Below are 26297 nucleotides of genomic sequence, written 5' to 3' on the forward strand. Positions count from 1 at the left end.
ACGCCATCATCCCGGGCTGAGAGGGTCCTCGGCGGCCGGTGGGAGCTCCATGACGTAGCGGGCGGTCAGGGCCGCGGCACCCAGTCGCCGGCCACGTGGTGCGTGCCCGGACCGACGGTGCGGGCGGGCTCGTCGAGGGGCAGGTCGAGATGCGCGGTGGCCCCGGGCGGCACGTCGAGGTCCAGCGCGAACCGGCCGCCGTCGAGCCGCCACGCGACCCGGACCGGTCCGTACGGGCTGTCGAGCCGGGCCGACGCGCTGGTGAGGTGGCCGGTCACCAGCGGCCGCACGCGGATCTCGCGGTAGCCGGGCGCCGCGGGGGCGAGGCCGGCGACGCTGCGGTGCAGCCAGTCCGCCACCGCCCCGTACGCGTAGTGGTTGAACGACGTCATGGTGCTGGGGTTGATGGTGCCGTCGGGGAGCATCGAGTCCCACCGCTCCCAGATCGTGGTGGCGCCCATGGTGACGGGGTACAGCCACGACGGCACGGTGCGCGTGAGGAGCATCTCGTGGGCGAGGTCGGGGTGGCCGGCCAGGCAGAGGGCGTCGAGCACCACGGGGGTGCCGAGGAACCCGGTGCTCACGTGGAACCCGGCCTCCCGGACCAGGGTCGCGAGGCGGTCGCCGGCGCGGCGCCGCTGGGCGTCGGTGTCGAGCAGATCCCAGGCGAGCGCGAGGGCGTACACGGTCTGGCAGTCGCTGCGGACGGTCCCGTCGGCGTCCACGTACGCCGCGCGGAAGGCCCGCCCGACCTCGTCGGCCAGCCGGGCGTAGGTCCCGGCGTCGTCGGCGCGGCCGAGGACGTCGGCCGTGCGGGCGAGGATCCGGGCGCTGCGGGCGAGGTACGCGGTGGCGACGACGGCGGGGTCGGCCTTGGCCGCGGACGAGTCGTCCGGCGGGGCGTCCGGGTCCAGCCAGTCGCCGAACTGGAACCCCGTGTCCCACAGCAGCGACTCCCCCGCGAGCGCGTGCTCCCGGTCGACCCACGCCTTCATGGAGCCGTACTGACGCTCCAGCACGCCCACGTCGCCGTACCGCTCGTACAGCGTCCACGGCACGTGCAAGGCGGCGTCGGCCCAGCCGGCGGCCGGGGTCTGCACGCCGCCGTCCGGGCCGGGGCCGCGCAGCTCGCCCACGACGTCCGGCACGACGTAGGGCACGCCGCCGTCGGGGTGCTGCTCCGCCGCCAGGTCCTGCAGCCAGGAACCGAGGAAGCCGCCCACGTCGAACAGGAACGACGCCGTGGGGGCGAAGACCTGGATGTCGCCGGTCCAGCCGAGCCGCTCGTCGCGCTGCGGGCAGTCCGTCGGCACGTCGAGGAAGTTGCCGCGCATCCCCCGGACGACGTTCTCGTGCAGCCGGTTCACGTCCGGCTCGGAGCACTCGAACCAGCCGGTGCGGCGCAGGTCGGAGCTCACGACCACCGCCTGCGCGTCCTGCGCCTCCACCGCGGCCCCGGTGACCTCCGCGTACCGGAAGCCGTGGAACGTGTATCGCGGCTCGAGCACCTGCTCGCCCCCGGCGAGGACGTACGTGTCCGTGGCCGTCGCCGCCCGCAGCGGGCGCACGCCCAGCTCGCCGCCGTCCAGCACCTCGGCGTGCCGCACCGTGACGACGTCGCCGCGCTCCCCGTCCACGCGCAGCCGCACCCACCCGACCACGTTCTGGCCGAAGTCGAGGAGCCGGGCGCCGCTCGGCGAGGTGAGCACCGCGGCGGCCGGGACGGTCGCGACCTCGCGCACCGGCGGCCCGGTGGGCGCGACCAGCCGGCCGGGGTCGGTGGCGAGCACGTCCACCGGGCCGTCGGCGGGGGCGTCGGGCACCAGGGGCAGGCGCAGGTCGGTGGCCTGCCCGGCGTACAGGTCGTCGGCGAGGACGCCGGTGGTCCCGGCGCGCCACGTGTCGTCGGTGACGACGGTCGCGCGGCGGCCGTCGGCGTAGGTGACCTCGAGCTGGGCGAGGAGCGCGAGCCGGTCGCCGTACGAGTCGCGCTGGAGCGTCCACGTGAGCTGGCCGCGGTACCAGCCGTTGCCCAGCCCCACCGCGAGCCGGGCGGCGCGGCGGCCCCGCAGGTGCTCGGTGACGTCGAAGGTCTGGTAGCGCAGCCGCGCGTCGTAGGCCGTCCACCCCGGGGCGAGCAGGTGGTCGCCGACGCGACGGCCGCCGATCCACGCGTCGTACACGCCGTGCGCGGTGACGTACAGGCGCGCGTCGACGACGTCGCCGTCGAGCTCGACGTCGCGGGCCAGCACCACCGCCCCGCCGTCCAGCCCGCCGACGTCGCGCGGGCTGACGAGGCGGGCCGCGACGTCCTCGGGCGCGAGCAGGCCCGCCTCGATCTCCAGCGGGTCGCTCCACGGGGTCCGGGCGCCGCCGGCCTCGACGCGGACCTCGACCGTGACGCGCTCCCGCGAGCGCAGCGGCCGGAACGGCCACGGGACGAGCACCTGCCCGGGCCCGGCCAGGCGGACCGTCTCGGTGCCGCCGTCGGACGTCCGGAGCCGCAGCTCGACGGCGGTCTGCTCCCCCGCCCCGCCGGACCACGCCCACGACAGCCGCGGGGCGGCGGTGCCGATCCCCGGCTCCGGTGCGCCGTACTCGGTCACGAACCGTTCGATGCGCATCGTCGCGCCTTTCTCGCGGGGCCTCGTGCCCCACAATGGTCCAGGATCAGGGATCATATTGATTCGGCTGTTCATGCCGCGCGACGACGGGAGCTGGCTTGACCGAGGCGCTGTACGCCCAGGTGCACGACGCGCTGCGCGCCCGCATCCTCGGCGGCGAGCTCAGCGTGGGCGACCGCCTCCCGACGCAGGCCGAGCTCGTCGAGGAGTTCTCGGTCAGCGCGATCACCATCAAGCGGGCGCTCGACATCCTGCGGGACGAGGGCTTCGTGACCCGGCGGCCGCGCATCGGCACGATCGTCGTCTCCACGACACCGGCGGACGGCACGCCCGAGGCCGCCGCCGACCACCTGCCGCTGGTCGGCTACATCGTGCCGGGGTTCGACGACGCCTTCGGCTCGCACCTGCTCGGCGGGCTCCTCGACGCGTCCAGCGAGCGCGCGCACGTCGTGGTGGCGATGTCGCGGGGAGACTCGGACCTGGAGGAGCGCCTCATCCAGGAGCAGCTGGACCGCGGCATCGACGGGCTCGTCCTGCTGCCGACGTCGTCCCAGGCCATCCCGCAGAGCGTGGCGACGCTCGTCGGCCGCGGCTTCCCCATCGTCATCGTCGACCGCACCCTCACCGGGGTGCCGGTGAGCACCGTGACCTCGGACAACGTCGCCGGGGGCCGGCTGGCGGCCGAGTACCTGTTCGGGCTCGGCCACACGCGGATCGCCCTCGTCCAGTCCCCCAACGCGGTGTCGACCCTCGACGAGCGGCGGCGCGGGGTGGTGGCCGCGCACGCCGCGCACCAGGTCCGCCTGGAGGAGTCCCAGGTGTACTCCGGCGTCCGGTCGGTGGTGCCGGGCTCGTCGGTCACGCCCGAGGACGACGTCGACGGCCTCGCCGCGTTCCTGGCGGCGAGCCCCGACCTCACCGGGTGCGTCGTGACCGAGTACCACTCGGCGCGCCTGGTCCTGCAGGCCGCCCAGCGCCTCGGCCGGACGGTGCCGGACGACCTGTCCGTGATCTGCTTCGACGCCCCGCCGGAGTACGTGGACGCCGCGATCCCGTTCACGCACGTGGAGCAGGACCAGGCCGCCATCGGCGCGCGCGCGTTCGAGCTGGTCGAGCGGCAGCTCGCCGAGCGGGGGGACGTCTCGCAGGACACGGTGCCCGTGCGGATCATGCCGGGCGGGTCCACCGCCGACGCCCCCCGCCCGGCGGGCTCGTAGCCGGTCAGGCACGCCGGGCGCGCATCTCCAGCGCCATGACGGCGCTCAGCAGGGTGGAGTAGCCGACCTGGGACGGCGCCGGGCGCGCCCAGTCGTCGCCGGGTCGGAGCACGACGCCCGCCTCGTGCAGGGCCTCGACCGCCGCCGTCGGCGCCCCGTCGGCGGCCGCGACGGCGTCCACGGGCACCGTGCCGTGCGCCCACAGCGCGTCGACGCTCGACGCGATCAGGTCGTCGACCGCGGGGACGTCACGCTCCTCGAGCAGCACCACCGCGTAGCGGTACCAGATCCCCTTGAACAGGCCGACGTCGCCGCCCGCCGTGTCGGGCACGTCGTCGTCGACCAGCTCCCCCTCCCGGCGGAACACCCCGCCGGTGGCGAGCTCGCGCACCGACGTGAGCGCCGTCCGCTCCGCCCTGTCGAGCCACGCTGCGTCCCCCGTGGACTTGTACAGCTCGGTGCAGGCGCCGATGTACAAGCCCTGGTTGTAGGTGAAGCGCCAGTGCGTGTCGACGTCCGTGCCGCCCTCGCGCCCGAGCCCGTCCTCGACGAAGCCGTCCGGCCCCACCAGGTGCTCCTCGAGCCACGCGACCGTCGCCAGGGCGCGGTCCAGGTAGCGTCCGTCGCCCGTGCGCCGCGCCAGCCGCGCGCCGAGGATCGCCAGCGGGCCGTTGGCGGGGGTGTTCTTGTAGTCCGGCTGCTGCTTGCGCCACGACAGCGACGGGCCGTGGGTGTCGTTCCACCCGAGCGCCACGACGTGCTCCCACAGGGCCAGCACGTCCGCCTCGACGGCGGCACGCTCGGCGTCGTCGGGCGTCGCCTCGGCCAGCCGGAGCAGGGCCAGGGCGTACCAGAGCATGTCGTCGAAGTAGTCGTTGAACAGGCTGCCGCCGTTGCGCTCGCGGATGTTCGCTGCCGTCGCCCGCGCGGCGTCCAGCCAGGCGTCGTCGCCCGTGCGGGCGTACGCGTCGAGCCGGCAGTCGATCACGTGCGCGAGCCACCAGTAGTTGAACGTGTCGTCGGCGGGCTCGGGGTGCGCGTTGTGCAGCAGCTGCGGCGGCGCCGCCCCGTAGAGCAGGTCCACGCTGTGCTGGGCGACGTCGGCGCGCCGCGCCCACGTCTGCACCGCCGTGTCGCCGGTGGTGGTCGTCGTCATCGGTTGGCCTCCAGGATGCGGTCGCCCTGCGCGGCGGCGTCGGCGAGGGCGGCGGCGCCGCCCAGGTCGCCGGACATCACCTGCTGCAGGGCGGGGATGAGGGCGAGCGTCTCGACGTCCGAGTAGCCGGGGACGGGCGGACGGACCTTCGCCACCTCGATGGTCTCGACCATCGGGCGGAACCGGTCGTCCACCGCGTCCACCGCGCGCCTCGACGCTTCGACGTTCGCCGGGATGTTCTTGCTGATCTTCGAGAAAGCCAGGCTGTTCTCCTGGTCCGCGGCCCACCACTTCATGAGCTCCCACGCGCCCTCGGGGCAGGGCGCGTCGGTGGGCACCACGAGCCCGAAGCCGCCCATGGACGCGCCGGTGTCGCCCCGCGGGCCGACGACGGCGGGCACGACGCCGTACTCGAGCCCCTCGACGGCGTCCCACGTCGGGAAGTTCCACGGGCCGTCGTACTTCATGGACACGACGCCCTGCGCGAAGGCGTCGATGCCGTCGGAGAAGCCGAGCTCGTAGACGCGGCGCTCGTGCAGCAGGTCGTCCCAGAAGTCCAGGACCTCGAGCCCCTCCGGGGAGTCGAACGCCGTGTAGCGCTCGGTCGGGTCAAGCAGCCGCCCGCCGGCCTGGCCCAGCCACATGGAGAACAGGCCCACGTCCTGGATCTCGAACCCGGCGCGCTTCAGCTTCCCGCCCTCGCGGACCGTGAGGGCCTCCGCGGCGTCGGCCAGCTCGGCCCACGTCGTCGGCGGCTCGATGCCGGCCTCGTCCAGGTGCGTCTTGTTGTAGAAGATCGCGCGGGTGTCGACGATCAGCGGCAGGCCGAACGCCTTGTCCCCCACGCTCATCTCGCGCACGGCCTCGGCGTAGAAGTCGCCGAGGTCGACGCCGTCGCGCGCGGCCCACGCGTCGATCTGCTGCAGGGCGCCGCGGCGCCCGTACTTGGCGGTCTGCCACCGGTCCCACAGCACGAGGTCGGGCACGTTCCCCGACGCGATGCCGGTGAGCATCTTCTCCTCGAGCGCACCCTGCGGCACGTAGTGGAAGACGTAGTCCCCCTGGGCCGCGTTGAACGCGTCGAGCTGGGTCTGGATCTGCGTGGCCTGGTCCCCGGACCAGCTGCCCCACATGGTGAGGCGGCGGGCGCCGTCGGCCGTGTACCGCGGCCGGTTCGGGGCGGCGCACGAGGACAGGGCGACGGTGCCGGCGCCCAGGCCGAGCGCCCGCAGCACGGCGCGGCGGCTAACGAGCGTTGACATGGGAGACCCCCTCGATGATGTAGCGCTGGGCGAAGACGAACAGGAGCAGCACGGGCAGGCTGGTGAGCACGGTGCCGGCCATGAGCGGGCCGTAGTCGGTGGCGTAGTCGGTGACGAACGACGCCAGCCCCACCTGGACCGTCCACATCTCCTGGACGTTGAGCACGATGAGCGGCCACATGAAGGCGTTCCACCCGGCCTGGAAGGTGAGGATCGCGAGGACGGCGGCGCCCGCCTTCGCCAGCGGGAGGTACACCTGGGCGAAGATCCGGAACTCCGACGCGCCGTCGATCCGCGCGGCCTCGCCCAGCTCGTCGGGGATCGACGAGAAGAACTGCCGCATGAAGAACACCGCGAACGCCCCCGCCGCGCCGGGCAGGATGATCGCCCAGTACGTGTTGAGGAGGCCGACGCCGCCCTGGCCGAGGGCGTTGTTGCCGCCGGCGAAGGGGATGGCGCGCAGCACCAGGAACGACGGCACCATCGTCACGATGCCGGGCACCATGAGGGACCCGAGCAGCGTGACGAACAGCGCCCGGCGGCCGCGGAACTTCAGCTTGGCGAAGGCGTAGCCGGCGAGGGCGCCGAAGAACAGGTTCAGCACCACGCCGCCGACGGCGAGGATCATCGAGTTGAGGAAGTACCGCCCGAACGGCACCTCCGTGACCACGCGCTCGTAGTTCTCGAGGGTCACGGTCCGGGGGATCAGGTCCAGCGCGCCCGACAGGATGTCGCCGGCCGGCTTGAGCGACGTGACCAGGGTCCAGAACAGCGGGAAGACGGTCAGGATCGCCACCACGACGACGGCGATCCACCAGGCGACGGCGCCCACGCGCTGCGCGGGGGTCCGGCGCGTGGTGTGCGTCGCGACGGGCAGGGTCGGTGCGGTCTGCGCGCTCACGTGTTGTCCTTCCCCGTGACGCGGGCGTTGATCACCGCGAAGACGGCGATGATGAGGAACAGCACGAAGGAGATCGCGGACGCGTACCCCATCTCGAGGTTCCCGAAGCCCTGCGTGTAGATGTAGTAGACGAGCGTGATCGTCGAGTTGCCCGGCCCGCCCTTGGTGAGCACGTAGGCCTGGTCGAACACCTGGAACGCGCCGATGACCAGCAGCGTCGAGACCAGGAACGTGGTGCGCGACAGGCTCGGCACGACGATGTACCGCAGCTGCTGCCACCAGCCGGCGCCGTCGATGCGGGCCGCCTCGTAGAGCTGCGGCGGGATGCCCTGCAGCCCGCCCAGGTAGATCATCATGTTGGTGCCGAACCCGGCCCAGACGCTCATGATGACGATGGCCGGCATCGCCCAGCTCGAGTCGTACAGCCAGGCCGGACCGTCGATGCCGAACCAGCCGAGCGCGACGTTGACCATGCCGAACTGCGGATTGAGCAGCCACAGCCAGATCGTCGCGGTCGCGACCGTCGACGACACCACCGGGACGTAGAAGAACGTGCGGAACAGGGACGCGACCCGCACGTTCCGGTTGAGCAGCAGCGCGGTCGCGAGCGCGACGACGATGCCGAGGGGCACGAACAGCACCGTGTAGTAGGCGGTGTTGCGCAGCGCGATCGCGAAGTACGGGTCGAGGAACAGCCGCCGGTAGTTGTCGAGCCCGAGCCACTGCGAGTCGCCGATGACCGAGTAGCTCGTGAAGCTCATGACGAGCGCCATGCCCGCCGGGACGAGCACGAAGACGGCGAACAGGAGCATGGGCAGGGCGACGAACAGCCACCCCCACCGCTCCTGGATCCGCCACTGCCGCGAGGGTCCTCGGGATGCCCGGGGCGGGGGCGCGGACGCCTCCTCGTTGCCCGGCGGCGCCGTTGCCGCCGTCGTCACCGTCATGGTTCAGATCGCCTCCTTCGCCGATCCGCACGTCCGCCTATGCGGCGTGCCTGGACAATTCCGCCCCGGGAGCCCCGGGGACGTGGTACCCGACGACGTCGAGCACGAGCTCGCAGAACATCGAGTCCGCCCAGCTGAACCACTCCCGCGTGAACTGCTCGGGGTGGTCCACGTGGTACGACTCGCACATCCGCCCGCGCTCCGCGTTCACGGCGAGCAGGTCCGCGACGACCGCCCGCTTCTCCGCGGGGTCGGTCGACGTGAGCCCGCGGACGGCGGCCGCGAGGGGCCACACGTAGCGGTCGGGGGTGTGCGGGCTGGCCAGGCCGTCGCCGGTCGCGCCGCGGGTGTAGGTCGGGTTGTCGTCGCTGAGGACGAAGGCCCGCGTCGCGACGTACAGCGGGTCGTCGAGGGCGACGCCGCCGGTGAGCGGCAGCGAGAGCAGGCTCGGCATGTTCGCGTCGTCCATCAGCAGGTGCTGCCCCAGGCCGTCCACCTCGTAGGCGAGCACGGGCCCGTGCACCGGGTGGTCCACGACGCCGTGCCGCCGGGTGGCGTCGTCGAGCTCGGCCGCGAGCGCGTCGGCGTCGGCCGCGAGGCCTGCGTCCGCGAGGGGTCCGCGGGCGAGCTCGGCGAGGTCGCGCAGCGACGCGGCCGCGAACAGGTTCCCGGGCACGTTGTAGTGGTGGACGCACGCGTCGTCGCTGGGCCGGAACGCGCTCCACGTCATCCCGGTGACGCCGACCGGCGACCCGTGGCCGTCGTGGGTGAGCGTGTCGGTGGGGGCGCCGTCGAACCGCTGGAACCGGTATGTCGAGCGGGCGTCGTGGTCCTGCTCGGTCCGCAGGGTCGCGATCACCAGCACCGCGGCGTCGCGGAACGCGCCGTCGAGGTGGTCGGTGCGGCCGGTGGCCCGCCACAGCTGGTGCGCGAGCTGGAGCGGGAAGGCCAGCGAGTCGACCTCGTACTTGCGCTCCCAGACCTCCGGGCCCATGTCGGTGTCGTCGGCCTGGTGGCCGGCGCCGTCGGGGCCGCGGTTGAACGCGTTGGCGTACGGGTCCTGGAGGATCTGCTGGCTCTGCCGGCGGACCAGGGCGGCGACGAGTTCGCCGAGCCGGGGGTCCACGCCGAGCAGCGCGAGGTAGGGGCGCATCTGGGCCGCCGAGTCCCGGAGCCACATCGCGGGGATGTCCCCGGTGAGGACGAACCCGGTGCCGTCCCGCTCGAGCAGCACCGCGTCGTCGAGCGTCCGTCGCATCGCGTCGGCGAAGACGACGCTCGTGCGGTCGTCGAACGCCGCGGCGACGCGGGCCGTCACCTCCTCGAGGACGTCGTCGTCCAGCATCGGTGAGCCTGCGAGGTCCATGCACTCCCACTTCCTCGTTTAGGTATATCTAATAGGTGAAACATATCAGCGCCGTCGCCGGGTGACCAGACCCGGACACGACGAAGGGCCCGCGACACTCGCGTGTCGCGGGCCCTGTCGGGTGGTGCGGTCGGTCGCGCGGCCGGCCGAGCGCCTCAGCGCGCGCCGTAGCGGCGGCGGAACTTCTCCACGCGGCCGGCGGTGTCGACCACGCGCGCGGCGCCCGTCCAGAACGGGTGGCTTGCGCTCGAGATCTCGACGTCGACGACGGGGTAGGTGCCGCCGTCCTCCCACTCGATCGTGCGGGCGGGACGCCCGGGGCCGGAGGCGGCGTCACCGGCGAGCGTCGAGCGCGTGAGGAACGCGGTGCCGGCGCTGGTGTCGCGGAAGACGACGGGTCCGTAGGCGGGGTGGATGGTGCTCTTCATCAGCGTGCCTCCCTGAAGTCGACGTGGCGGCGGACCACGGGGTCGTACTTGCGCAGCACGACGCGGTCGGGGTCGTTGCGCCGGTTCTTGCGGGTCACGTACGCGAAGCCCGTCCCCGCCGTCGAGCGGAGGGTGATGATCGGGCGCAGGTCCGTGCGGGATGCCATCCGGGCTGCTCCTCGTGCTGGTCGGGATGAGAACGATTCTCAACTGCCGTCGTCCACAACCCGCGGGGCGGTCCGAACATTCCCGGTTCCGCTCCCTGCACCACTCGTCCCCACCCCGGGAACACCCACGCCCGACGCGGATGTTCCCCCAGCGGCCGGCGGGCCCGGAGCGACGTACGCTCCTCGCGGACCCGCACCCAGCACGGACGGGAGACACCCATGGCGGTACGCGCGCTGGCCGAGCGGCTGCGCACCGAGTCGGGCGCGGCGCTGCTGCTGGTGGGCGTGACCCTGCTGGCGCTGGCCTGGGCGAACTCGCCCCTGTCCGGCGCGTACGAGGCGCTGTGGGCGCTGCCGATCAACGTCGACGTCGGCGACCTGCGCTTCGACCTCGACCTGCACCACTGGGTCAACGACGGCCTCATGGTGCTGTTCTTCTTCGTCGTCGGGCTCGAGGTGCGCCAGGAGCTCGCCGTCGGGGCGCTGCGCCAGCGCAGCCAGCGCCTCGTCCCCCTCGTGGCGGGGACGCTCGGCGTGATCGTGCCCGCCCTGATCTTCCTCGCCGTCGCCGGCGGGGCCGACCCGCACGGCTGGGGCGTCGTCGTCGGCACCGACACGGCGTTCCTGCTGGGGGCGCTCGCGCTCGTCGGGCCGGCGATGTCGAGCCAGCTGCGCGTCTTCCTGCTCACCCTCTCCGTCGTCGACGACTTCCTCGCCGTCGGGATCATCGGCGTCGTCTACTCCGAGGACGTGCGCCTCGTCCCGCTGCTGGTCGCCGTCCTCAGCCTCGGCGCCCTGTGGCTGCTGGGCCGGATGCGGCAGTGGCGCAGCTCGCCCTACGTGCTGGTCGTCGTGGTGCTGTGGGGCGCGACCGTGCAGGCGGGCGTGCACCCGTCCATCGCGGGCATGCTCGCGGGCCTGCTCGTGCCCGCGGTCGCGACACGGCGCGACGACGTGCTGGTGGCCAAGAGCCTGTTCCGCGACTACTGGCAGTCGCCCAGCGCCAGCGTGGCGCGCAGCGCCCGCGTCGGGCTGGCCCGGTCGATCTCCGTCAACCACCGCCTGCACGACGTGCTCCGCGGCCCCGTCTCCCTCGTCGTCGTGCCGCTGTTCGCCCTCGCCAACGCGGGGATCGACCTGCGCGGCGGCGCCCTGGGCACGGCGCTCGGCTCCGTGATCACGTGGGGCGTGGTGGCGGGCCTGGTCGTGGGCAAGCTGGTGGGCATCGGGCTCGGCACCTGGGGCGCGATCCGTGCCCGGCTCGGCACGCTGCCCGACGGCGTGGGCCCGGGCAGCGTGCTGGGCGGCGCGGCCCTGTCCGGCATCGGCTTCACCGTGTCGCTGCTGGTGGTGGACCTCGCGTTCGACGGCACGCCCGCCGGGCAGGCCGCGACGGTCGGCATCCTCATCGCGATGGTGCTGTCCACGCTGCTCGGGTGGGCGATCTTCACCGTCGCGCGCGTCCGCTACGGCGAGGCGAGCGCCGACCTGCCCGTCACCCTCACCCCGGACGTCGACCCCGAGCGCGACCACGCGAAGGGCGAGGCCGACGCCGCGCACACCGTGGTCGAGTACCTCGACTTCGAGTGCCCCTTCTGCGCCCGCGCCACCGGCATGGGCGCCGAGCTGCGCGCGCACTTCGGCGACCGGGTGCGGTACGTCGTGCGGCACCTGCCGCTGGAGGACGTGCACCCGCACGCCTACCTCGCCGCCGTCGCGGCGGAAGCCGCCGAGCGGCAGGGACGCTTCTGGGAGATGCACGACCGGCTGTTCGCGCACCAGTCGCGCCTGGAGCCCGACGACCTGCGCGAGCACGCCGCGGAGCTGGGCCTCGACCTCGAGCGGTTCGACGCCGACATGGTCGACGAGGAGCTGCACGCCCGCGTCCGCGCGGACGAGGCGAGCGCGGTCGCGTCCGGCGCGCGGGGCACGCCGACGTTCTTCCTGGACGGCACCCGGCACCGCGGCCCGCACGACGCACGCACGCTCATCGCCGCGCTGGAGGCGCACGAGGACGACCCCGCGCTCCGCCGGCGGTCGTGACCGTCAGGCCGGCGGCAGCGCGCCGAAGAGGTCGTTGAGCGCCTCCGTCATCGACGGATGGGTGTAGATCTCGTCGCGCAGCTGGGAGGCGGTGGCACCGAGCCGCATCGCGAGCGCGACCGTGTTGATCGTCTCGTGCGCGTCGTGGCTCAGCATGGTCACGCCGAGCACCTCGTCCGTGTCCGCGTCCACGACGGCCTTCATCAGCCCCCGGGTGTCGCGCACGATCCGCGCCCGCGGCACCGTGGCCATGTCGGCCACCCGGCGGGTGGCGACGCGCAGCCGCCGGCCGGACGCGCGGGCCTCGGCCTCGGTCATGCCGGCCCGCGCCAGCGGCGGGGTCATGAACACGGCCGAGGCGATCGCGCGCCGGTCCGCCCTGGAGCGCACGCCGTCCCCGACGAGCTGGTCGAGCACGATCCGGTAGTCGTCCAGGGAGACGTACGTGAACTGCGGGCCGCCGTTGACGTCCCCGACGGCGAAGACGTGCGGCCGGCTGGTGCGCAGGTGCTCGTCGACGACGATCGCGCCGCGCGCGTCGGTGGCGACGCCCGCGGCGTCCAGGTCCAGGTCGGCGGTGTGCGGGGTCCGGCCCAGCGCGGCGAGCACGACGTCGCCGCGGACCTCGTCGTCCGGCCCCGCGGCGTCCCGGTAGGCGACCACGGCCTCGGCCCCGTCGTCGTGCACCGCCGTCACCGCGGCTTCCGTGAGCACCTCGACGCCGGACGCGGCGAGGATGGCCGTCGCCTCCGCGGCCACGTCCGCGTCCTCGCCCCGGAGCAGGCGCGGCCCGCGGGCGAGCAGCGTGACGCGGGCCCCGAAGGCGGCGTGCATCGACGCGAACTCGACGGCGACGTACCCGCCGCCGAGGACGACGAGCTGCTCCGGCCGCCGCTCGCGCGCCAACAGCTGGGTGCTGGTCACCACGTGGGCGCTCTCGCGCAGGCCGGGCACCGGCGGGAGCGCGGGGTCGGCGCCCGTGTTGACGACGATCGTGGCGGCGGTGACGCGCAGCGTGTCGTCGCCGGCCCGCACCTCGAGGGTGTGCGGGTCCGTGAACCTCGCCCGGCCGGTCACGACCGTCACGGTGTCGAGGGCGTCGAGCATGGCGAAGTTCTTGCCGCGCAGGAGCGACGTGAGGTCGGCGGTGCGCCCGACGGCCCGCGCGTACCGTGCGTCGTCGTCGAGCGACGCGTCCGGCGTCTGCGCCTCGTGCACCAGCGCCTTGGTGGGCACGCAGCCGATGTTGATGCACGTGCCGCCGTACATCTGCGCGGACTGCTCGATCATCACGACGCGGCTGCCGCGGCGCGCCATCGTCGCGGCGAGCGTCTTGCCGCCCTTGCCGAAGCCGATCACCGCGAGGTCGGCGTCGAGGCTCGGCACGCTCTCGTCCTGGCTCATCCGGGTTCCTTCGGTCGGTCCTGCGTCGGACGATAGGCGGGGCCTCCCCGTCGCGCCCGGCGGGGGCGATGCGAGAAGATGTCGATATGGGATACCAAACTGAGCCCGTGGCCGATGCCGACCTGCCGTACCTGCGCCGGTGCGTGGCCCTCGCGCGCGAGGCGCTGGACGACGGCGACGAGCCGTTCGGCTCGCTGCTCGTCGACGCGCGCGGCGTCGTGCGGTTCGAGGACCGCAACCGCGTCAAGGGCGGCGACCAGACCCGGCACCCCGAGCTCGAGATCGCCCGCTGGGCGGCCGAGCACCTCACGCCGCAGGAGCGCCGCGAGGCCACCGTGTACACCTCGGGCGAGCACTGCCCCATGTGCAGCGCGGCGCACGCGTGGGTGGGTCTCGGCCCGATCGTCTACGCCGCCGGCACCGCCCAGCTCACCGCGTGGCTGCAGGAGTGGGGTGTGGCGGCCGGGCCGGTCGCGGCGCTGCCGGTGGGCGACGTCGCGCCCGGCGTCCCGACCCGCGGGCCCGCCCCCGAGCTGGCCGACGAGGTCCGCGCCCTGCACGCCCGCCTGCACGGGGTGCACGACCCCGCCTGACGATGGTTGCCTGGGGAGGATGAGCACCTCCCACGAGCCCACCGCCCCCGCCCGCCACCCGTGGACATGGCGGGTGGTCGTCCTCGTGGCGGTCGTGGTGGTCGCCGTCGTCGCCTGGCTGGTCGTGCGGGGCGATGGCGGCGGCGCGCCCGCCGCGTCGCCGAGCGCGACGACGACGTCCGCCGGCGACCCCACGCCCGACGAGACGGGCTCCTCGGACGCGGCGTCCGAGCCCACGGGCGCCGCGGGCTGCCCTGCCACCGACGACGGCACGCCGGACGGCGCGGACACCCACGAGGCGGTGGACGTGGACGGCGACGGCGAGGCGGACACCGCCTGGCTGACCGGCGGGACCGACCGTCGCTTCGGCATCACCACCGCGTCCGGGGCCACGTTCTCCGTCGCCGTCGACTCGGCGAGCCCGCAGCGCGCGTCCGCCGTCGTCAACGTCGTCGCGGCGGGCGACGGCACCGCCCCGATCGCCCTGGTCGACACGGGCCGCGAGGTGCTGCTGTTCTCCGCGGCGGACTGCGACCTCGCCGCGACGCAGAACCTCACCGGGGGCGCCTACACGTTCGACAAGGGCTTCACCGGCCACGGCACCGGCGTGGGCTGCACCGAGGTCGACGGGGCGCTGCACCTCGCGGGGCTCGACGCGACGTCCGCCGACGGCAGGTCGTTCACCGTGACGCGCACGTTCGTCGACCTGGACGACGACGCCCTCACCGCCGCCAACGGCGAGGAGTCCACCGTGGCGACCGACGCCGGCCCCGACGAGCCGGTGGTCGTCACGGCGCAGGAGACCAGCTGCGGCGAGCTGGCCGCCGGCACGGACGGCCCGGTGGAGCCGGAGTCCTGAGCCTTGCCACCGCGCATCGACGTCGATCAATATATGAGCATGCCCACCCGCCCCGACGACGCCTCCCGGCCGTCCGTCCTGTTCGTCTGCGTGCACAACGCCGGTCGTTCCCAGATGGCCGCGGGCTTCCTGCGCGCCCTCTCGGGCGGTGCCGTCGAGGTCCGGTCGGCCGGCTCGATGCCCGCCGACCGGATCAACCCCGTCGCCGTCGAGGCGATGCGCGAGGTCGCGATCGACCTCACCGCCGAGCAGCCGAAGGTCCTCACCACCGACGCCGTCCAGGCCTCCGACGTCGTGATCACCATGGGCTGCGGCGACGCGTGCCCGATCTTCCCGGGCAAGCGCTACGAGGACTGGGAGCTCGACGACCCCGCCGGCCAGGGCATCGACGCCGTCCGGCCCATCCGCGACGAGATCCGCCGCCGGGTGCGCGAGCTGCTCGCGTCCCTCGGCGTCGACCCCGTCGGCCACTGACCGCCCCGACACCCTTCGACCCAGCGGAAGGCCGGTGAGATCAGCTCTCGCCGTCGCCGGAGCGGCCGTGCGCGACGCCGGACGCGAACCCGACGCCGGCCGGCGCGCCCACGCCGAGCGTGACGAGCTGCGGCTCGGCCGGCGCCGTGCCGCAGCAGGACCCGGCCGACGACTCGCCGTCGGCCGCCAGGGCCAGGTCGCTGGAGCACACTCCGGTGGCGGGCAGGTCCAGCTCGACGGCGTCGGCCGCAGCCCGGTCGCCCGCGAGCGCCGCGGCGACGGACCGCACCTGCTCGTACCCGGTGGCCAGGAGGAACGTGGGCGCGCGGCCGTAGGACTTCATGCCCACCAGGTAGAAGCCGTCGTCGGGGTGGGACAGCACCGCCTCGCCGTGCGGGGGCACCGTGCCGCAGGAGTGCTGGTTGGGGTCGATGAGCGGCGCGAGCGCGCTCGGGGCCTCGACGACGGGATCGAGGTCGAGGCGCACCTCCCGCAGCATGTCGAGGTCGGGGCGGAAGCCGGTGGCGTTGACGATCGCGTGCACGTCGAGGTCCAGGGGCTCGTCCTTGGCGGTGCCGACCACCTGGACCGACGCGGCGTCCGACCCGGTGCCGGGGACGAGCCGCTCGATCGAGACGCGGGTCAGCAGCCGCAGCCGTCCGGCGTCGACGGCCTCGTGCAGCCGGGTGCCGAGGAGCCCGCGGGCGGGCAGCTCGTCGTCGGTGCCGCCGCCGAACAGGCGCCGCGCGGACCCGCCGCGGATCGCCCAGGTGATGGTGGTGCCCGGCGTGGACTCGGCCAGCTCCACCAGGCTCAGCAGCGTGTTCGCCGCCGAGTGGCCCATCCCCACGACGAGCGTGTGCCGCCCCGCGAAGCGGTCGCGGTCGGCGCCCAGGACGTCGGGCAGCGGCCCGGTGACGAACGGCGCGGCGTCGGCCTCGCCGGCCGCGGGCAGGCCGCTGACGCCGAGCGGGTTCGACGTCGCGAACGTGCCCGACGCGTCGACCACGGCGCGGGCGAGCACGTCGACGACGCGCCCGTCGGCGCCCACCGTGCGCACGCGGTAGCCGCGGTGCTCCCGCCCGAGCGAGCGCGTCTTGTCCGCGCCGTCCCGCGCGACGGCGAGCACGCGCGTGCCGGTGCGCAGCCGGGACGCGATCTCCGGCGTCGCGGCCAGCGGGGCGAGATAGCCCTCGACGAGCTCCCGGCCGGTCGGCAGGGCGTCGGGGTCGGGCGACGTCCACCCCGCCGGCTCGAGCAGGCGGCGGGCGGCGGCGTCGACGTCGTACCGCCAGGGCGAGAACAGCCGCACGTGCCCCCATGACGCGACCGCGGCGCCCGCGCGCTCCCCGGCCTCCAGCACCAGCGGTTCCAGCCCGCGCTCCAGGAGGTGCGCCGCCGCGGCCAGTCCCACCGGCCCGGCACCGATCACCACCACCGGCAGCTCGCCCCGCACGATCTCGCTCATCACCGCTCCTGCCTCTCTGCGTCCTCACCCATCGACGGCTGTCGATAGGTCGATCGTGATGCACCCATCGACGGTTGTCAATATGTGGGAGGATGGGGCCATGTCGACGATCGAGCTCCCGCTGGCGGACCCGCCCGCCCCCGCGCCCGCGGCCGGCTGCTGCGCCCCGGCCACGGGCGACGTGGTCGACCCCGGGACTGCCCGCGACCTGGCCCGGCAGCTGAAGGCCCTGGCCGACCCCACCCGGCTGCAGCTCGTGGCCATCGTCGCCGCGCACGACGGTCACGAGGCGTGCGTCTGCGACCTCACCGAGCCGGTCGGTCTCTCGCAGCCGACGGTCAGCCACCACCTCAAGATCCTCGTCGAGGCGGGCTTCCTCGAGCGCGAGCAGCGCGGGCGCTGGGCGTACTACCGCGCGGTGCCGGGGGCCGTCCAGGGCCTCGCCGGCACGCTGGTCGGCTCGCTCGCCGGCTAGGCCCACCCCCGCCGCCCCGACGTCGCGCACGGACGCCGAGAGCGGACCCCATCCTCCTTATGCCAGACACTAGGCAAAAGTTGTAGACAAACCCCCAGAAGGATGGCAGCGTCGTCTACTGCTCAGCGGCGGGGACGACAACGTGAGCTTCGCCGACCCGATGATCGGCTGACCAAGGAGAGCAACGATGCTCGAACGCACCAGCCTGCCGGTGACCCGCCGGCTCAGGCACCGACGCGGCGCGGCCGCCCTCACCCTCGGCGCTCTCGTCGCCGCGGGGTGGGCCGCACCCGCCGCGGCAGAGCTCCCGGAGCAGGAACCCGGCGTCACGCTGCGGACCTTCCAGCTCGCGCAGGACCCCGGGGCGGTCTGCACCCTCAAGTCGGGCCAGACGCCGAACGTCGACAAGCTCATGCCGACGATCGACTGGTCCACCGCCGAGCAGTTCGGCGCGGAGGACAACTTCATCTCCCAGGCCCTCGCCACCCTGCACGTCCCCGCGGACGGCCAGTACCAGTTCCGCGTCACCAACGACGACGGCGCCCTCGTCTCCATCGACGGGCAGCTCGTCCTCGAGAACGACGGGCCGAACGACTCCACCTCCGTCGAGGGGACCGCCACGCTCACCGCGGGCACGCACGACCTGCGGGTCGACTACTACGAGGGCAGCAACAAGCAGCGCCTCACCCTCGAGTGGAAGACGCCGGGCAGCACGGCCTTCGAGGTGATCCCGACGTCGGCCCTCAGCACCGAGGCCGGCGTCGTGCGCGTGACCGCGCCCGGCTTCAAGTACTGCGAGGGCGCCACCGACACGGCCGGCGACGGGCTGCGGCTCGACACCGTCAACCCGAACTACGAGCTGGTCAACCTGCGCCCGGAGGGCTTCGAGCCCAAGGTCTCGGGCCTGTCGTTCACGCCCGACGAGAAGCTGGCCGTCGTGACCACGGGCGAGGTCAGCTCCGGAGGCTGGGAGCCCGACCCGACGTCCGGCGAGGTGTACTTCCTCGACGGCGTCGTCGACGCGAAGGGCCCGGAGGACGTCACGGCGACGCTCGTCGCGGACGAGCTGCTCAACCCGATGGGCATCGAGGTGATCGACGACTCGATCTTCGTCTCCGAGCGCTACCAGCTCACGCAGCTCACCGACCCCGACGGCGACGGCTTCTACGACAAGCACACGAAGATCGCGGAGTGGTCCGACGGCGGCAACTTCCACGAGTTCGCGTTCGGCCTGATCCACGACGAGAACTACTTCTACGTCAACCTCTCCGTCGCCATCAACAACGGCGGCGCGACCACCAACCCGCAGCCCGGGACCAACCGCGGCACGTCGATCAAGATCGACCGCAAGACGGGCGAGGTCACGTACGTGGCGGGCGGCCTGCGCACCCCGAACGGCATCGGCTTCGGGCCCGAGGGCGCGATCTTCGCGACCGACAACCAGGGCTCCTGGCTCCCCGCGAACAAGCTGATCCACATCCAGAAGGACCACTTCTACAACCACTACACGAACCCGGCCGGCCCGTTCGACTCGCAGCCGGTGTCCCCGCCGGCGGTGTGGCTGCCGCAGAACGAGATCTCCAACTCCCCCAGCAACCCGTTCCTCGTCAAGGAGGGCGAGTTCGCCGGGCAGATGCTCGTCGGCGACGTCACGTACGGCGGCATCCAGCGCGCCTTCCTGGAGAAGGTCGACGGCGAGTTCCAGGGGGCGGTCTTCCGCCACACCGCGGGCCTCGAGGTCGGCGTGAACCGCGCCATCTACGGCCCCGACGGCGCGATCTACGCCGGCGGCACCGGCGAGGGCGGCAACTGGGGCGAGACCGGCAAGCTGCGGTACGGCCTGCAGAAGCTGGTCCCCGTGAACGAGGACTCCTTCGACATGAAGGAGATGCGCGTCATCGAGGGCGGCTTCGAGATCGAGTACACCGACCCCGTGTCCGACGACGTCGTCGCGAAGCTGGCCGACGCCTACAAGATCCGGCAGTGGCGCTACATCCCGACGCAGCAGTACGGCGGCCCGAACATCGACGAGGAGCCCCTCTTCGTCGACGAGGCGACCGTGTCCGACGACCGCAAGACCGTCACGCTGAAGATCGACGGTCTGCTGCCCGGCCACGTGGTCCACATCCGCTCGCCGCGCCCGTTCACCTCGGCGAGCGGCGCCGAGCTGCTGAGCACCGAGGCCTGGTACACGCTGAACTCGCTGCCGGGCTACGTCGCCCCGGCCGACCGCGGCTGGTACGAGGCGGAGCTGGCGCAGCCGCTCGGCGGGTCGAGCATCGCGACCGACCACAGCAACTGGTCGGGCTCCGGCTTCGCGGCCGGCATGACGTCCACCGGCTCGGGCCGCACGTTCTCCGTCACGGTCCCCGAGGCGGGCACCTACCCGGTCAACGTGCGCTACGCCAACGGCACGCACCCGTACCCGGACCTGCGCTCGAAGCGGGTCTCGCTGTACGTCAACGGCGAGGACCTGGGCCAGTGGACGTTCCCGACCACGGGGAGCTGGAAGGACTGGGGCGTGCAGACGCGCGACCTCGACCTCCGGGCCGGCGCCAACACCATCAAGCTCGTGTACGAGACCGGTGACGAGGGCAACATCAACATGGACGTGCTTTCCGTCGGCAAGGACAACCTGGACGTCTGCGAGCCGGGCGAGGTCGAGGCCGGGTACACCGCGCTCTTCGACGGCACCCTCCAGAGCCTCCAGGACGGCTGGCGCATGGCCGGGCCGGGCGGCTTCGGCCGGCAGGACGACTGCTCGATCAAGGCGTCCGGCGGGATGGGCCTGCTCTGGTACCAGGAGGAGCTCGGCGAGGACTACAGCCTCCGGCTCGACTGGAAGCTCTCGAAGGACGAGAACGGCGGCGTGTTCGTCGGGTTCCCCGACCCGGGCGACGACCCGTGGGTGGCCGTCGACAAGGGCTACGAGCTCCAGATCGACGCGACCGACGCCCCGGACCGCACCACCGGCGCGGTCTACACCTTCCAGGGCGCCGACCCGGCGGCCGTCAAGGAGGCGCTCCAGCCCGTCGGGAAGTGGAACGCCTACGACCTCCGCGTCGAGGGCGACCGCATCCGCGTGTACCTCAACGACCGGCTCGTCAACGACTTCACGAGCAAGGACCCGGCGCGGCTCCTGAACAGCTTCGTCGGGATCCAGAACCACGGCAGCTCCGATGCGGTCAAGTACCGCGACATCCGGTTCCGGAAGCTCTCGCCGGACGGGGACGCGGCGAGCGCCGTGCAGGTGCAGCTGCGCCCGGCGTCCGTCGTGGGCGGCACCGACGCCCGCGTCGAGGTGCGGGTCGGGGCGGCCGAGGACCGCGGGTCCACGCCGAAGGCGACCGGGTCCGTGACGGTCGACCTCGGCGGCCGGTCGGTCCTCGCCGACCTCGTCGACGGCCGCGCCGTCGTGGACGTGCCGACCGACGGCGTCGAGCCGGGCGAGCACGACGTCGTCGTCCGGTACGACGGCGACACCCGGTACGCGCCGAGCGAGCTGACCAAGAGCCTCACGGTCCGGGCTCCCCGGCAGTAGGCGGGACAGCGGGCGGGACGCCCCGGGCGCTGCGGCGCCCGGGGCGGATCCCCCGCCCGGGTCACCCGGCGGTCGACCGCCGGGTGAGGAACAGGACCGGGATCAGCAGCAGCGACAGCACGCCGCCGCCGAGCGCGAGGGTGGCGTAGCTCGACCCGGCCATCACGACGCCCGACATCGCACCGCCGCCCGCGCCCGCGAGGGCGATGAGCACGTCGACCGTGCCCTGCGTGCGGGCGCGGGTGGCGGGCGTGGTCGCGTCGACGATGAGCGCGGTGCCCGCGATGAGGCCGAAGTTCCAGCCGAGGCCGAGCAGCGCGAGCGCCAGGATCAGCAGGCCCATCGAGTCGCCCGGCGCCGCCGCGCCCGTCACGCCCGCGAGCAGCAGCGTCACCCCGGCGGCCACCGCCATCGGCACCCGGCCCACCCGGTCCACGAGGGCGCCGGTCACCAGGGACGGCAGGAACATCGCCGCGACGTGGATGCCGATGACGAGGCCGACGTCGCCCAGGTCGTGGCCGTGCCCGCGCATGTGCACGGGCGTCATCGTCATGATCGCGACCATCGCGACCTGCGTCAGCACCATCACCGTCGCGCCGACGACGACCCCCGAGGGCACCCTCCGCGCCGCCGGGACGCCGTCGAGCGCGGCGACGGAGGGCGCACCGTCGGCCCGCGCGGCCTCCCGCGCCAGCTCCTGCGCGACGAGGAACGGGTCGGGGCGCAGGAACGCGAACAGGGTGGCCCCGGCGGCGAGGAACGCGACGGCCGCGAGCAGGAACGGCCCGGCCAGGGCCGGGAGCCCCCACGACGTCGCGAGGACGCCGAGCGGCTCCACGAGGTTGGGGCCGGCGACCGCGCCGAGCGTCGTCGAGACCATCGCGACGCTCGCCGCCGTGGCCCGCCGGTCCGGCGCGGCCAGGTCGGTGCCCGCGTACCGGGCCTGCAGGTTCGTGGAGGTGCCCGCGCCGTAGACGAACAGCGACACCAGGAGCAGCGGCACGACGTCGAGCGCGGCCGCGGTGACCACGCCGACGGCGCCCAGGCCGCCCGCGAGGAAGCCCAGCCCGAGGCCGACGCGCCGCCCGGCGCGCTGCGTCACCCGCCCGACGAGGAAGGCCGCGAGCGCCGACCCGAGGGTGAACAGGGCCGTCGGCAGCCCGGCGAGGCCCTCGCCGCCCAGCATCTCCTGGGCGAGCAGCGCGCCCACCGTGACGCCCGCCGCGAGCCCCGCGCCGCCCAGCACCTGGCTGGCGACGACGACGGTCAGCGTGCGGCGCTGGAGCCGGCGGAGCTGGTCGGACCGGGGGGACGCCATCGCGGGCCTCTCGTTCGGGGGTGTCGGGCCCGGGCAGCGTAGCCGTCCGAGACACCGCCGTGACGTGCGCACGGTACGTTCTGGCCGATGCTGACAGAGCGTGACGCCCCCGACGACCCGGGCCCGGTCCCCGACCCGCCGATCGCGGCGCTGACCGGCTTCGACGCAGGCCAGGACGCCGTGTACCGACAGCTCGTGGACCAGCCCGGGAGCACCGTGGCCGACCTGCTCCCGCCGGAGGCGGGGCCGCCGCTGCCGGTGGCCGTCGCGGCCACCCTCGAACGCTTGGTCACGCTGGGGCTCGCCGTCGCCGAGCAGGACGAGGACGCGGTCCGCTACCGGGCGACGTCACCGACGCTGGCGCTCGCGCCCCTGCTGGACGCCCGCCGTGCCGCGCTCCGCGAGGTCGAGGAGGCCGTCGCCGAGCTGACCGACCGGCACCGGGCCGCGCAGTCGCGCACCGGGGGCGGGCCGGTCGAGGTGGTCGTCGGGCAGGCGGCCATCCGCCGCCGGCTGCTGGCGATGCAGCACGAGGCCCGGCACCAGGTCCGCACGATGATGCCCGCGCCGAGCCGCACCGTGGTCATCACGTTCGCGGACAACTTCGACGAGGCCGAGCGCGGTGCGATGGAGCGCGGGGTCGTCATCCGCACCGTGATGGACGTGCGCTGGCTCGACGAGCCGGCCTCGCTGCGTGCGCTCGGCGGCTTCGTCGAGCTGGGCCAGCACATCCGGGTGTCGGAGGACGTGCCGATCAAGCTCGTCCTCGCGGACGACGACGTGGCGCTCCTCCCGCTCGACCCGATGCGCGACGAGACGGAGGAGCCGGTGTCCCTGGTGGTGCACCGCAGCGGGCTGCTCACCGCCCTGAGCACGCTGTTCGAGCAGTCGTTCCGCGGCGGCTGGCCGCTCGGCCTCCCCCGGGACGACGGCGAGGAGGAGGCCGACTCCCGCCCGGACGTCGTGGACCGGCGCATCCTCGCGCTGCTGCGCGTCGGCCTGACGGACGCCGCGATCGCGCACCGGCTGGGCATGGGGCACCGCACGGTGCAGCGCCGGCTGCAGACGCTGATGTCCGCGGTGGGCGCGACCACCCGGTTCCAGCTGGGCTGGAGGGCCGCCGACGCCGGTTGGCTGGACACCGTCCCGCCCTCCTGACGGCGGCTTTGCGCCGTGGCGCCTTTGCGCCCGGCTCAGGTCCTTGCCCGGAGCGCCCGGCCCGGCGAGCCTTCTCGACATCGAGCGCGAGCGCACGCCTCGCGCACGGGACGGGAGAGCACTGGTGACGACACGACGACGCATCCTTGCTGCAGGACTCGCCACGGCGACGACGAGCGCCGTGCTGCTGGCCACGCCCGCGTGGGGCGACGAGGCCCCGGCACCGACGCCGGGTACGACGGCCGGGGCGGCGGTGGCGCCCGCGACCACGCAGGGCTTGGACGACGCGCCTCGCGCGGGCACGCCGCGACAGGCGGCACTGGCCTACATGGCGGACCACGAGGACGTGTACGACGTCCCCGCGGCGGACCTCCAGGTGGTCCGCACCACGACCGACGGCGCGCAGACCGCGGTGCGCCTCCAGCAGCGGCACGACGGCGTCCCCGTGTTCGGGGCGCAGTACGCGGTGCAGACGCAGCGCAACGCGACGGCGCGCTCGGCGGCTCCCGCCCAGGACGTCACCTCGGCGACGGGCACCCTGTACACCGACCTCACGGTGTCGACGACGCCGACGGTGAGCGAGGCGACCGCCCAGGGCCGCGTCATGTCCCTGGACCCGACCCTGCGCCGCGTCGTCGAGCCGCAGGTGGACCGCGGCGGCCTGGTGGTGCTGCCCGACGCCTCGGGCGGCTCCCTCACCTGGCACTTCACGGTGCGCGGGGCGCTGCCCGACGGCAGCCCGGTGCGGCAGGAGGTGTACGTCGACGCGCACGTGGGCGGCGTCGTGCTGTCGTACAACAACGTGGACGCCGCGGACGCCGGCGACGCCGACCCCGTCGAGGCGACCGGCACCCGGATGGACGGCTCCACGGTGACGCTGCAGGCCAACCGCGAGGCGGACGGCACGGTGACGCTCGTCGACTCCAGCCGGTCGATGTTCGAGGCCACCGGCGGCCAGCTGCGCACCTATGACGCGCAGCGCGCGAAGTACACCGACCTGTCGGGCGGCCCGGTGCCGCAGTCGGTGCCGCTGGTCTCCTCCGCGACCGGCGTGTTCGCGGACGCCGCGACCACCTCGGGCGCGGTCGACGCGCACGTCAACGCCGGCAAGGTGTACGAGTTCCTCGCCGACGAGCTCGGCCGCGACGGCGTGGACGGCCAGGGCGGCTCGATGTACTCCGTCGTCAACGTGTCGAGCAACGGCACCAGCGACTACGCCAACGCGTTCTGGGACGGCAGCAAGATGGTCTACGGCCACATGGACGGCGTGCCGCTGTCCGTGGGGCTCGACGTCGTCGGGCACGAGATGACGCACGGCGTCACCGAGCACTCCGCCGGCCTCGTCTACCTCAACCAGTCGGGCGCGCTCAACGAGGCGATCTCGGACTACTTCGGCAACGCCATCGAGACCGCCGACAAGGGCGTCGCGATGGACGACCCGACGTCGGGCCTCGTGGGCGAGTACCTGTGCAACGGGGAGGGGACGCTGGAGGACTGCGCGCTGCGCGACCTCAACGACGGGCGCACCACCATCGACGACTACGAGATGATCACGCTCGACGTCGACAACGGCGGCGTGCACTACAACTCGACCATCGTCGGCGGGGCCCTGTGGGACCTGCGCAAGGCGATCGACCAGCAGCTCGCGGACCAGATCGTGTACCGCACCGCGCAGAACTACCTGACCCCGCTCTCCGGGTTCACGGCGATGCGCGACGCCGTCACCCTCGCGGCCGAGTCGCTCGACGTCCCCGGCGACGTGCTCGACGCGATCGACGCCGCCTTCGACGCGCACGGGATCAGCGAGGGGTGGGAGCAGCAGGCCGGCACCCAGGACGGCACCGTCCTGGCGGCGCAGGTGATCCCCGCCTACGAGCTCTACTCGGGCGTCGACCAGGAGGCCGCGCAGATCTCCGGCGACACGTACGTCGTCAGCCACGGCGACGCGATCGCCTGGGACCAGGGCGCGAACAAGTTCTCGCTCACCGTGGGCCGGTTCGACAAGAACCCCGCCAGCGGGCACGAGGTCGCCGAGGACGGCGCGTACCTGCTCGACCCGTCCGTCGACTCGCGCCGGGTGGTCTTCACCCGCATCACCGCGGACGGCGTGGGCGTCTACGGCGTCGGCGACAAGGGCCAGGGCGCGATCAAGCGCCTCGTGGACGAGCCGGGCGTCGACGAGACCGAGCCCGTGACCGACGAGGGCACCCTGGCCTGGCTGGCGACCACGCCCGACGGCGAGACGGACGTCATGGTCCGCACCGCGGACGGCACCACGACCAATCTCACCCCCGAGGCGGGCACGGTCGCGAGCACGCTGACCATGCGACAGGGCCGGGTGGCGTGGGCCGGCGACGACGGCACGTGGGTCTACGTGCACGACCTCGCGTCCGGCGAGACGCAGAAGAAGCGCATCTCCGGCTTCCTCTTCGGGCTGGTCTCGGACATCCAGCTCACGTCGGACCGCGTGTTCTACAGCGACGACCAGCACTTCCTCATCCCGTCGACGTCGCTGTCGTCGGCGCCGCTGGCGGACCTGTCGAAGGCGGCCCGCATCAAGACCGCGTCGACGACCTACCTGGCGCAGTTCTCCGTCACCGACTCGTACTTCGCGTACTCGTCGTACGACCTGTGGGGTGCGCTCGGCGCCTGGTCGACGGCGCCGAAGGTGCTCGTCGCGCCGACGGCGGACGTCGTCGCCGGCACCGCCTCGTGGGGTGCCGTGACCTGCTCGACCGGGGCGCAGCTCGCCCCGGCGCTGGGCGACGGGCAGCGGGCCGTGTGGCTCGACACGTCCGCCGCCGACACCGACGTCGTCACCCGAGCCACGTTCGCGGGCACCTGCGCCTGACGAGGGGCTGACGGCAGCGGCGCCGGGGTGGGACCGTCCGGGGGG

Annotated in this window: 20 protein-coding genes; 9 read left to right on the forward strand and 11 right to left on the reverse strand. The window is 73.7% G+C overall.

The window, feature by feature from the left end:
* Positions 1-65: 65 nt before the first annotated feature.
* Entirely contained in the window at positions 66-2624 is a 2559-nt protein-coding gene (locus ACFWDO_RS07690; RefSeq protein WP_380315551.1) for a family 78 glycoside hydrolase catalytic domain, read from the reverse strand.
* 98 nt (positions 2625-2722) lie between these two features.
* On the opposite strand from ACFWDO_RS07690, the gene ACFWDO_RS07695 reads away from it, so the two are divergent.
* Entirely contained in the window at positions 2723-3841 is a 1119-nt protein-coding gene (locus ACFWDO_RS07695) for a GntR family transcriptional regulator (protein WP_380315554.1), read from the forward strand.
* A gap of 4 nt (positions 3842-3845) precedes the next feature.
* On the opposite strand, the gene ACFWDO_RS07700 is transcribed toward ACFWDO_RS07695, so the two are convergent.
* The 7 genes from ACFWDO_RS07700 to rpmG all read right to left on the reverse strand — a co-directional run bounded on the left by ACFWDO_RS07700 (position 3846) and on the right by rpmG (position 10068).
* The gene (locus ACFWDO_RS07700; protein ID WP_380315557.1) at positions 3846-4997 is read right to left on the reverse strand and encodes a glycoside hydrolase family 76 protein; all 1152 of its coding nucleotides are present in this window, start codon (positions 4995-4997) and stop codon (positions 3846-3848) included.
* Positions 4994-6259: an ABC transporter substrate-binding protein gene (locus ACFWDO_RS07705; protein ID WP_380315560.1), complete on the reverse strand. Its 1266-nt coding sequence runs from the start codon at positions 6257-6259 to the stop codon at positions 4994-4996. Before ACFWDO_RS07705 ends, ACFWDO_RS07700 begins: the two co-directional genes overlap by 4 nt.
* Entirely contained in the window at positions 6243-7160 is a 918-nt protein-coding gene (locus ACFWDO_RS07710) for a carbohydrate ABC transporter permease (RefSeq protein ID WP_380315563.1), read from the reverse strand. Before ACFWDO_RS07710 ends, ACFWDO_RS07705 begins: the two co-directional genes overlap by 17 nt.
* Positions 7157-8107: a carbohydrate ABC transporter permease gene (locus tag ACFWDO_RS07715; RefSeq protein ID WP_380315566.1), complete on the reverse strand. Its 951-nt coding sequence runs from the start codon at positions 8105-8107 to the stop codon at positions 7157-7159. Before ACFWDO_RS07715 ends, ACFWDO_RS07710 begins: the two co-directional genes overlap by 4 nt.
* A 37-nt stretch (positions 8108-8144) precedes the next feature.
* The gene (locus ACFWDO_RS07720; RefSeq protein WP_380315569.1) at positions 8145-9473 is read right to left on the reverse strand and encodes a glycoside hydrolase family 125 protein; all 1329 of its coding nucleotides are present in this window, start codon (positions 9471-9473) and stop codon (positions 8145-8147) included.
* Positions 9474-9628: 155 nt separating this feature from the next.
* Positions 9629-9901: a type B 50S ribosomal protein L31 gene (locus tag ACFWDO_RS07725; protein WP_380315572.1), complete on the reverse strand. Its 273-nt coding sequence runs from the start codon at positions 9899-9901 to the stop codon at positions 9629-9631.
* Positions 9901-10068 (reverse strand): 50S ribosomal protein L33, encoded by a 168-nt coding sequence (gene rpmG, locus ACFWDO_RS07730; protein WP_380315575.1) that lies wholly within the window; start codon positions 10066-10068, stop codon positions 9901-9903. The genes ACFWDO_RS07725 and rpmG overlap by 1 nt, the downstream gene beginning before the upstream one ends.
* A 219-nt stretch (positions 10069-10287) precedes the next feature.
* Here rpmG and nhaA point away from each other — a divergent pair, with 219 nt between their 5' ends.
* Positions 10288-12111 (forward strand): Na+/H+ antiporter NhaA, encoded by a 1824-nt coding sequence (gene nhaA, locus ACFWDO_RS07735; RefSeq protein WP_380315578.1) that lies wholly within the window; start codon positions 10288-10290, stop codon positions 12109-12111.
* A gap of 3 nt (positions 12112-12114) precedes the next feature.
* On the opposite strand, the gene ACFWDO_RS07740 is transcribed toward nhaA, so the two are convergent.
* Positions 12115-13515 (reverse strand): FAD-dependent oxidoreductase, encoded by a 1401-nt coding sequence (locus tag ACFWDO_RS07740; protein WP_380315581.1) that lies wholly within the window; start codon positions 13513-13515, stop codon positions 12115-12117.
* Positions 13516-13601: 86 nt separating this feature from the next.
* On the opposite strand from ACFWDO_RS07740, the gene ACFWDO_RS07745 reads away from it, so the two are divergent.
* From ACFWDO_RS07745 to ACFWDO_RS07755, 3 genes are read left to right on the forward strand one after another with little or no spacing between them, the layout of a single operon-like run.
* Positions 13602-14108 carry a nucleoside deaminase gene (locus ACFWDO_RS07745; RefSeq protein WP_380315584.1) on the forward strand — a complete coding sequence of 169 codons (507 nt, stop codon included), beginning with the start codon at positions 13602-13604 and terminating at the stop codon, positions 14106-14108.
* A gap of 19 nt (positions 14109-14127) precedes the next feature.
* A complete protein-coding gene (locus tag ACFWDO_RS07750) occupies positions 14128-14967 on the forward strand; it encodes a hypothetical protein (protein WP_380315587.1) in 840 nt (279 codons plus the stop codon).
* 33 nt (positions 14968-15000) lie between these two features.
* Positions 15001-15441, forward strand: a complete 441-nt coding sequence (locus ACFWDO_RS07755) for an arsenate reductase ArsC (protein ID WP_380315590.1) — start codon at positions 15001-15003, stop codon at positions 15439-15441.
* A 40-nt stretch (positions 15442-15481) separates the two neighbouring features.
* On the opposite strand, the gene ACFWDO_RS07760 is transcribed toward ACFWDO_RS07755, so the two are convergent.
* Positions 15482-16909, reverse strand: coding sequence for an FAD-dependent oxidoreductase (locus ACFWDO_RS07760; RefSeq protein WP_380315593.1), 1428 nt, complete (start codon positions 16907-16909; stop codon positions 15482-15484).
* 100 nt (positions 16910-17009) lie between these two features.
* On the opposite strand from ACFWDO_RS07760, the gene ACFWDO_RS07765 reads away from it, so the two are divergent.
* Together ACFWDO_RS07765 and ACFWDO_RS07770 are read left to right on the forward strand one after the other, a co-directional pair.
* Positions 17010-17384 (forward strand): ArsR/SmtB family transcription factor, encoded by a 375-nt coding sequence (locus tag ACFWDO_RS07765; protein ID WP_380315596.1) that lies wholly within the window; start codon positions 17010-17012, stop codon positions 17382-17384.
* Between the two features lie 187 nt (positions 17385-17571).
* Positions 17572-20925, forward strand: a complete 3354-nt coding sequence (locus tag ACFWDO_RS07770; RefSeq protein WP_380315599.1) for a family 16 glycoside hydrolase — start codon at positions 17572-17574, stop codon at positions 20923-20925.
* Positions 20926-20986: 61 nt separating this feature from the next.
* On the opposite strand, the gene ACFWDO_RS07775 is transcribed toward ACFWDO_RS07770, so the two are convergent.
* Positions 20987-22243, reverse strand: a complete 1257-nt coding sequence (locus ACFWDO_RS07775) for an MFS transporter (RefSeq protein ID WP_380326493.1) — start codon at positions 22241-22243, stop codon at positions 20987-20989.
* An 87-nt stretch (positions 22244-22330) separates the two neighbouring features.
* On the opposite strand from ACFWDO_RS07775, the gene ACFWDO_RS07780 reads away from it, so the two are divergent.
* Positions 22331-23401 (forward strand): hypothetical protein, encoded by a 1071-nt coding sequence (locus ACFWDO_RS07780; protein ID WP_380326496.1) that lies wholly within the window; start codon positions 22331-22333, stop codon positions 23399-23401.
* Positions 23402-23525: 124 nt separating this feature from the next.
* Positions 23526-26252: a M4 family metallopeptidase gene (locus tag ACFWDO_RS07785; protein ID WP_380326499.1), complete on the forward strand. Its 2727-nt coding sequence runs from the start codon at positions 23526-23528 to the stop codon at positions 26250-26252.
* The last annotated feature ends 45 nt before the right edge of the window (positions 26253-26297 follow it).

The sequence above is a fragment of the Isoptericola sp. NPDC060185 genome, assembly GCF_042728595.1.
Taxonomy (GTDB): Bacteria; Actinomycetota; Actinomycetes; order Actinomycetales; family Cellulomonadaceae; genus Isoptericola.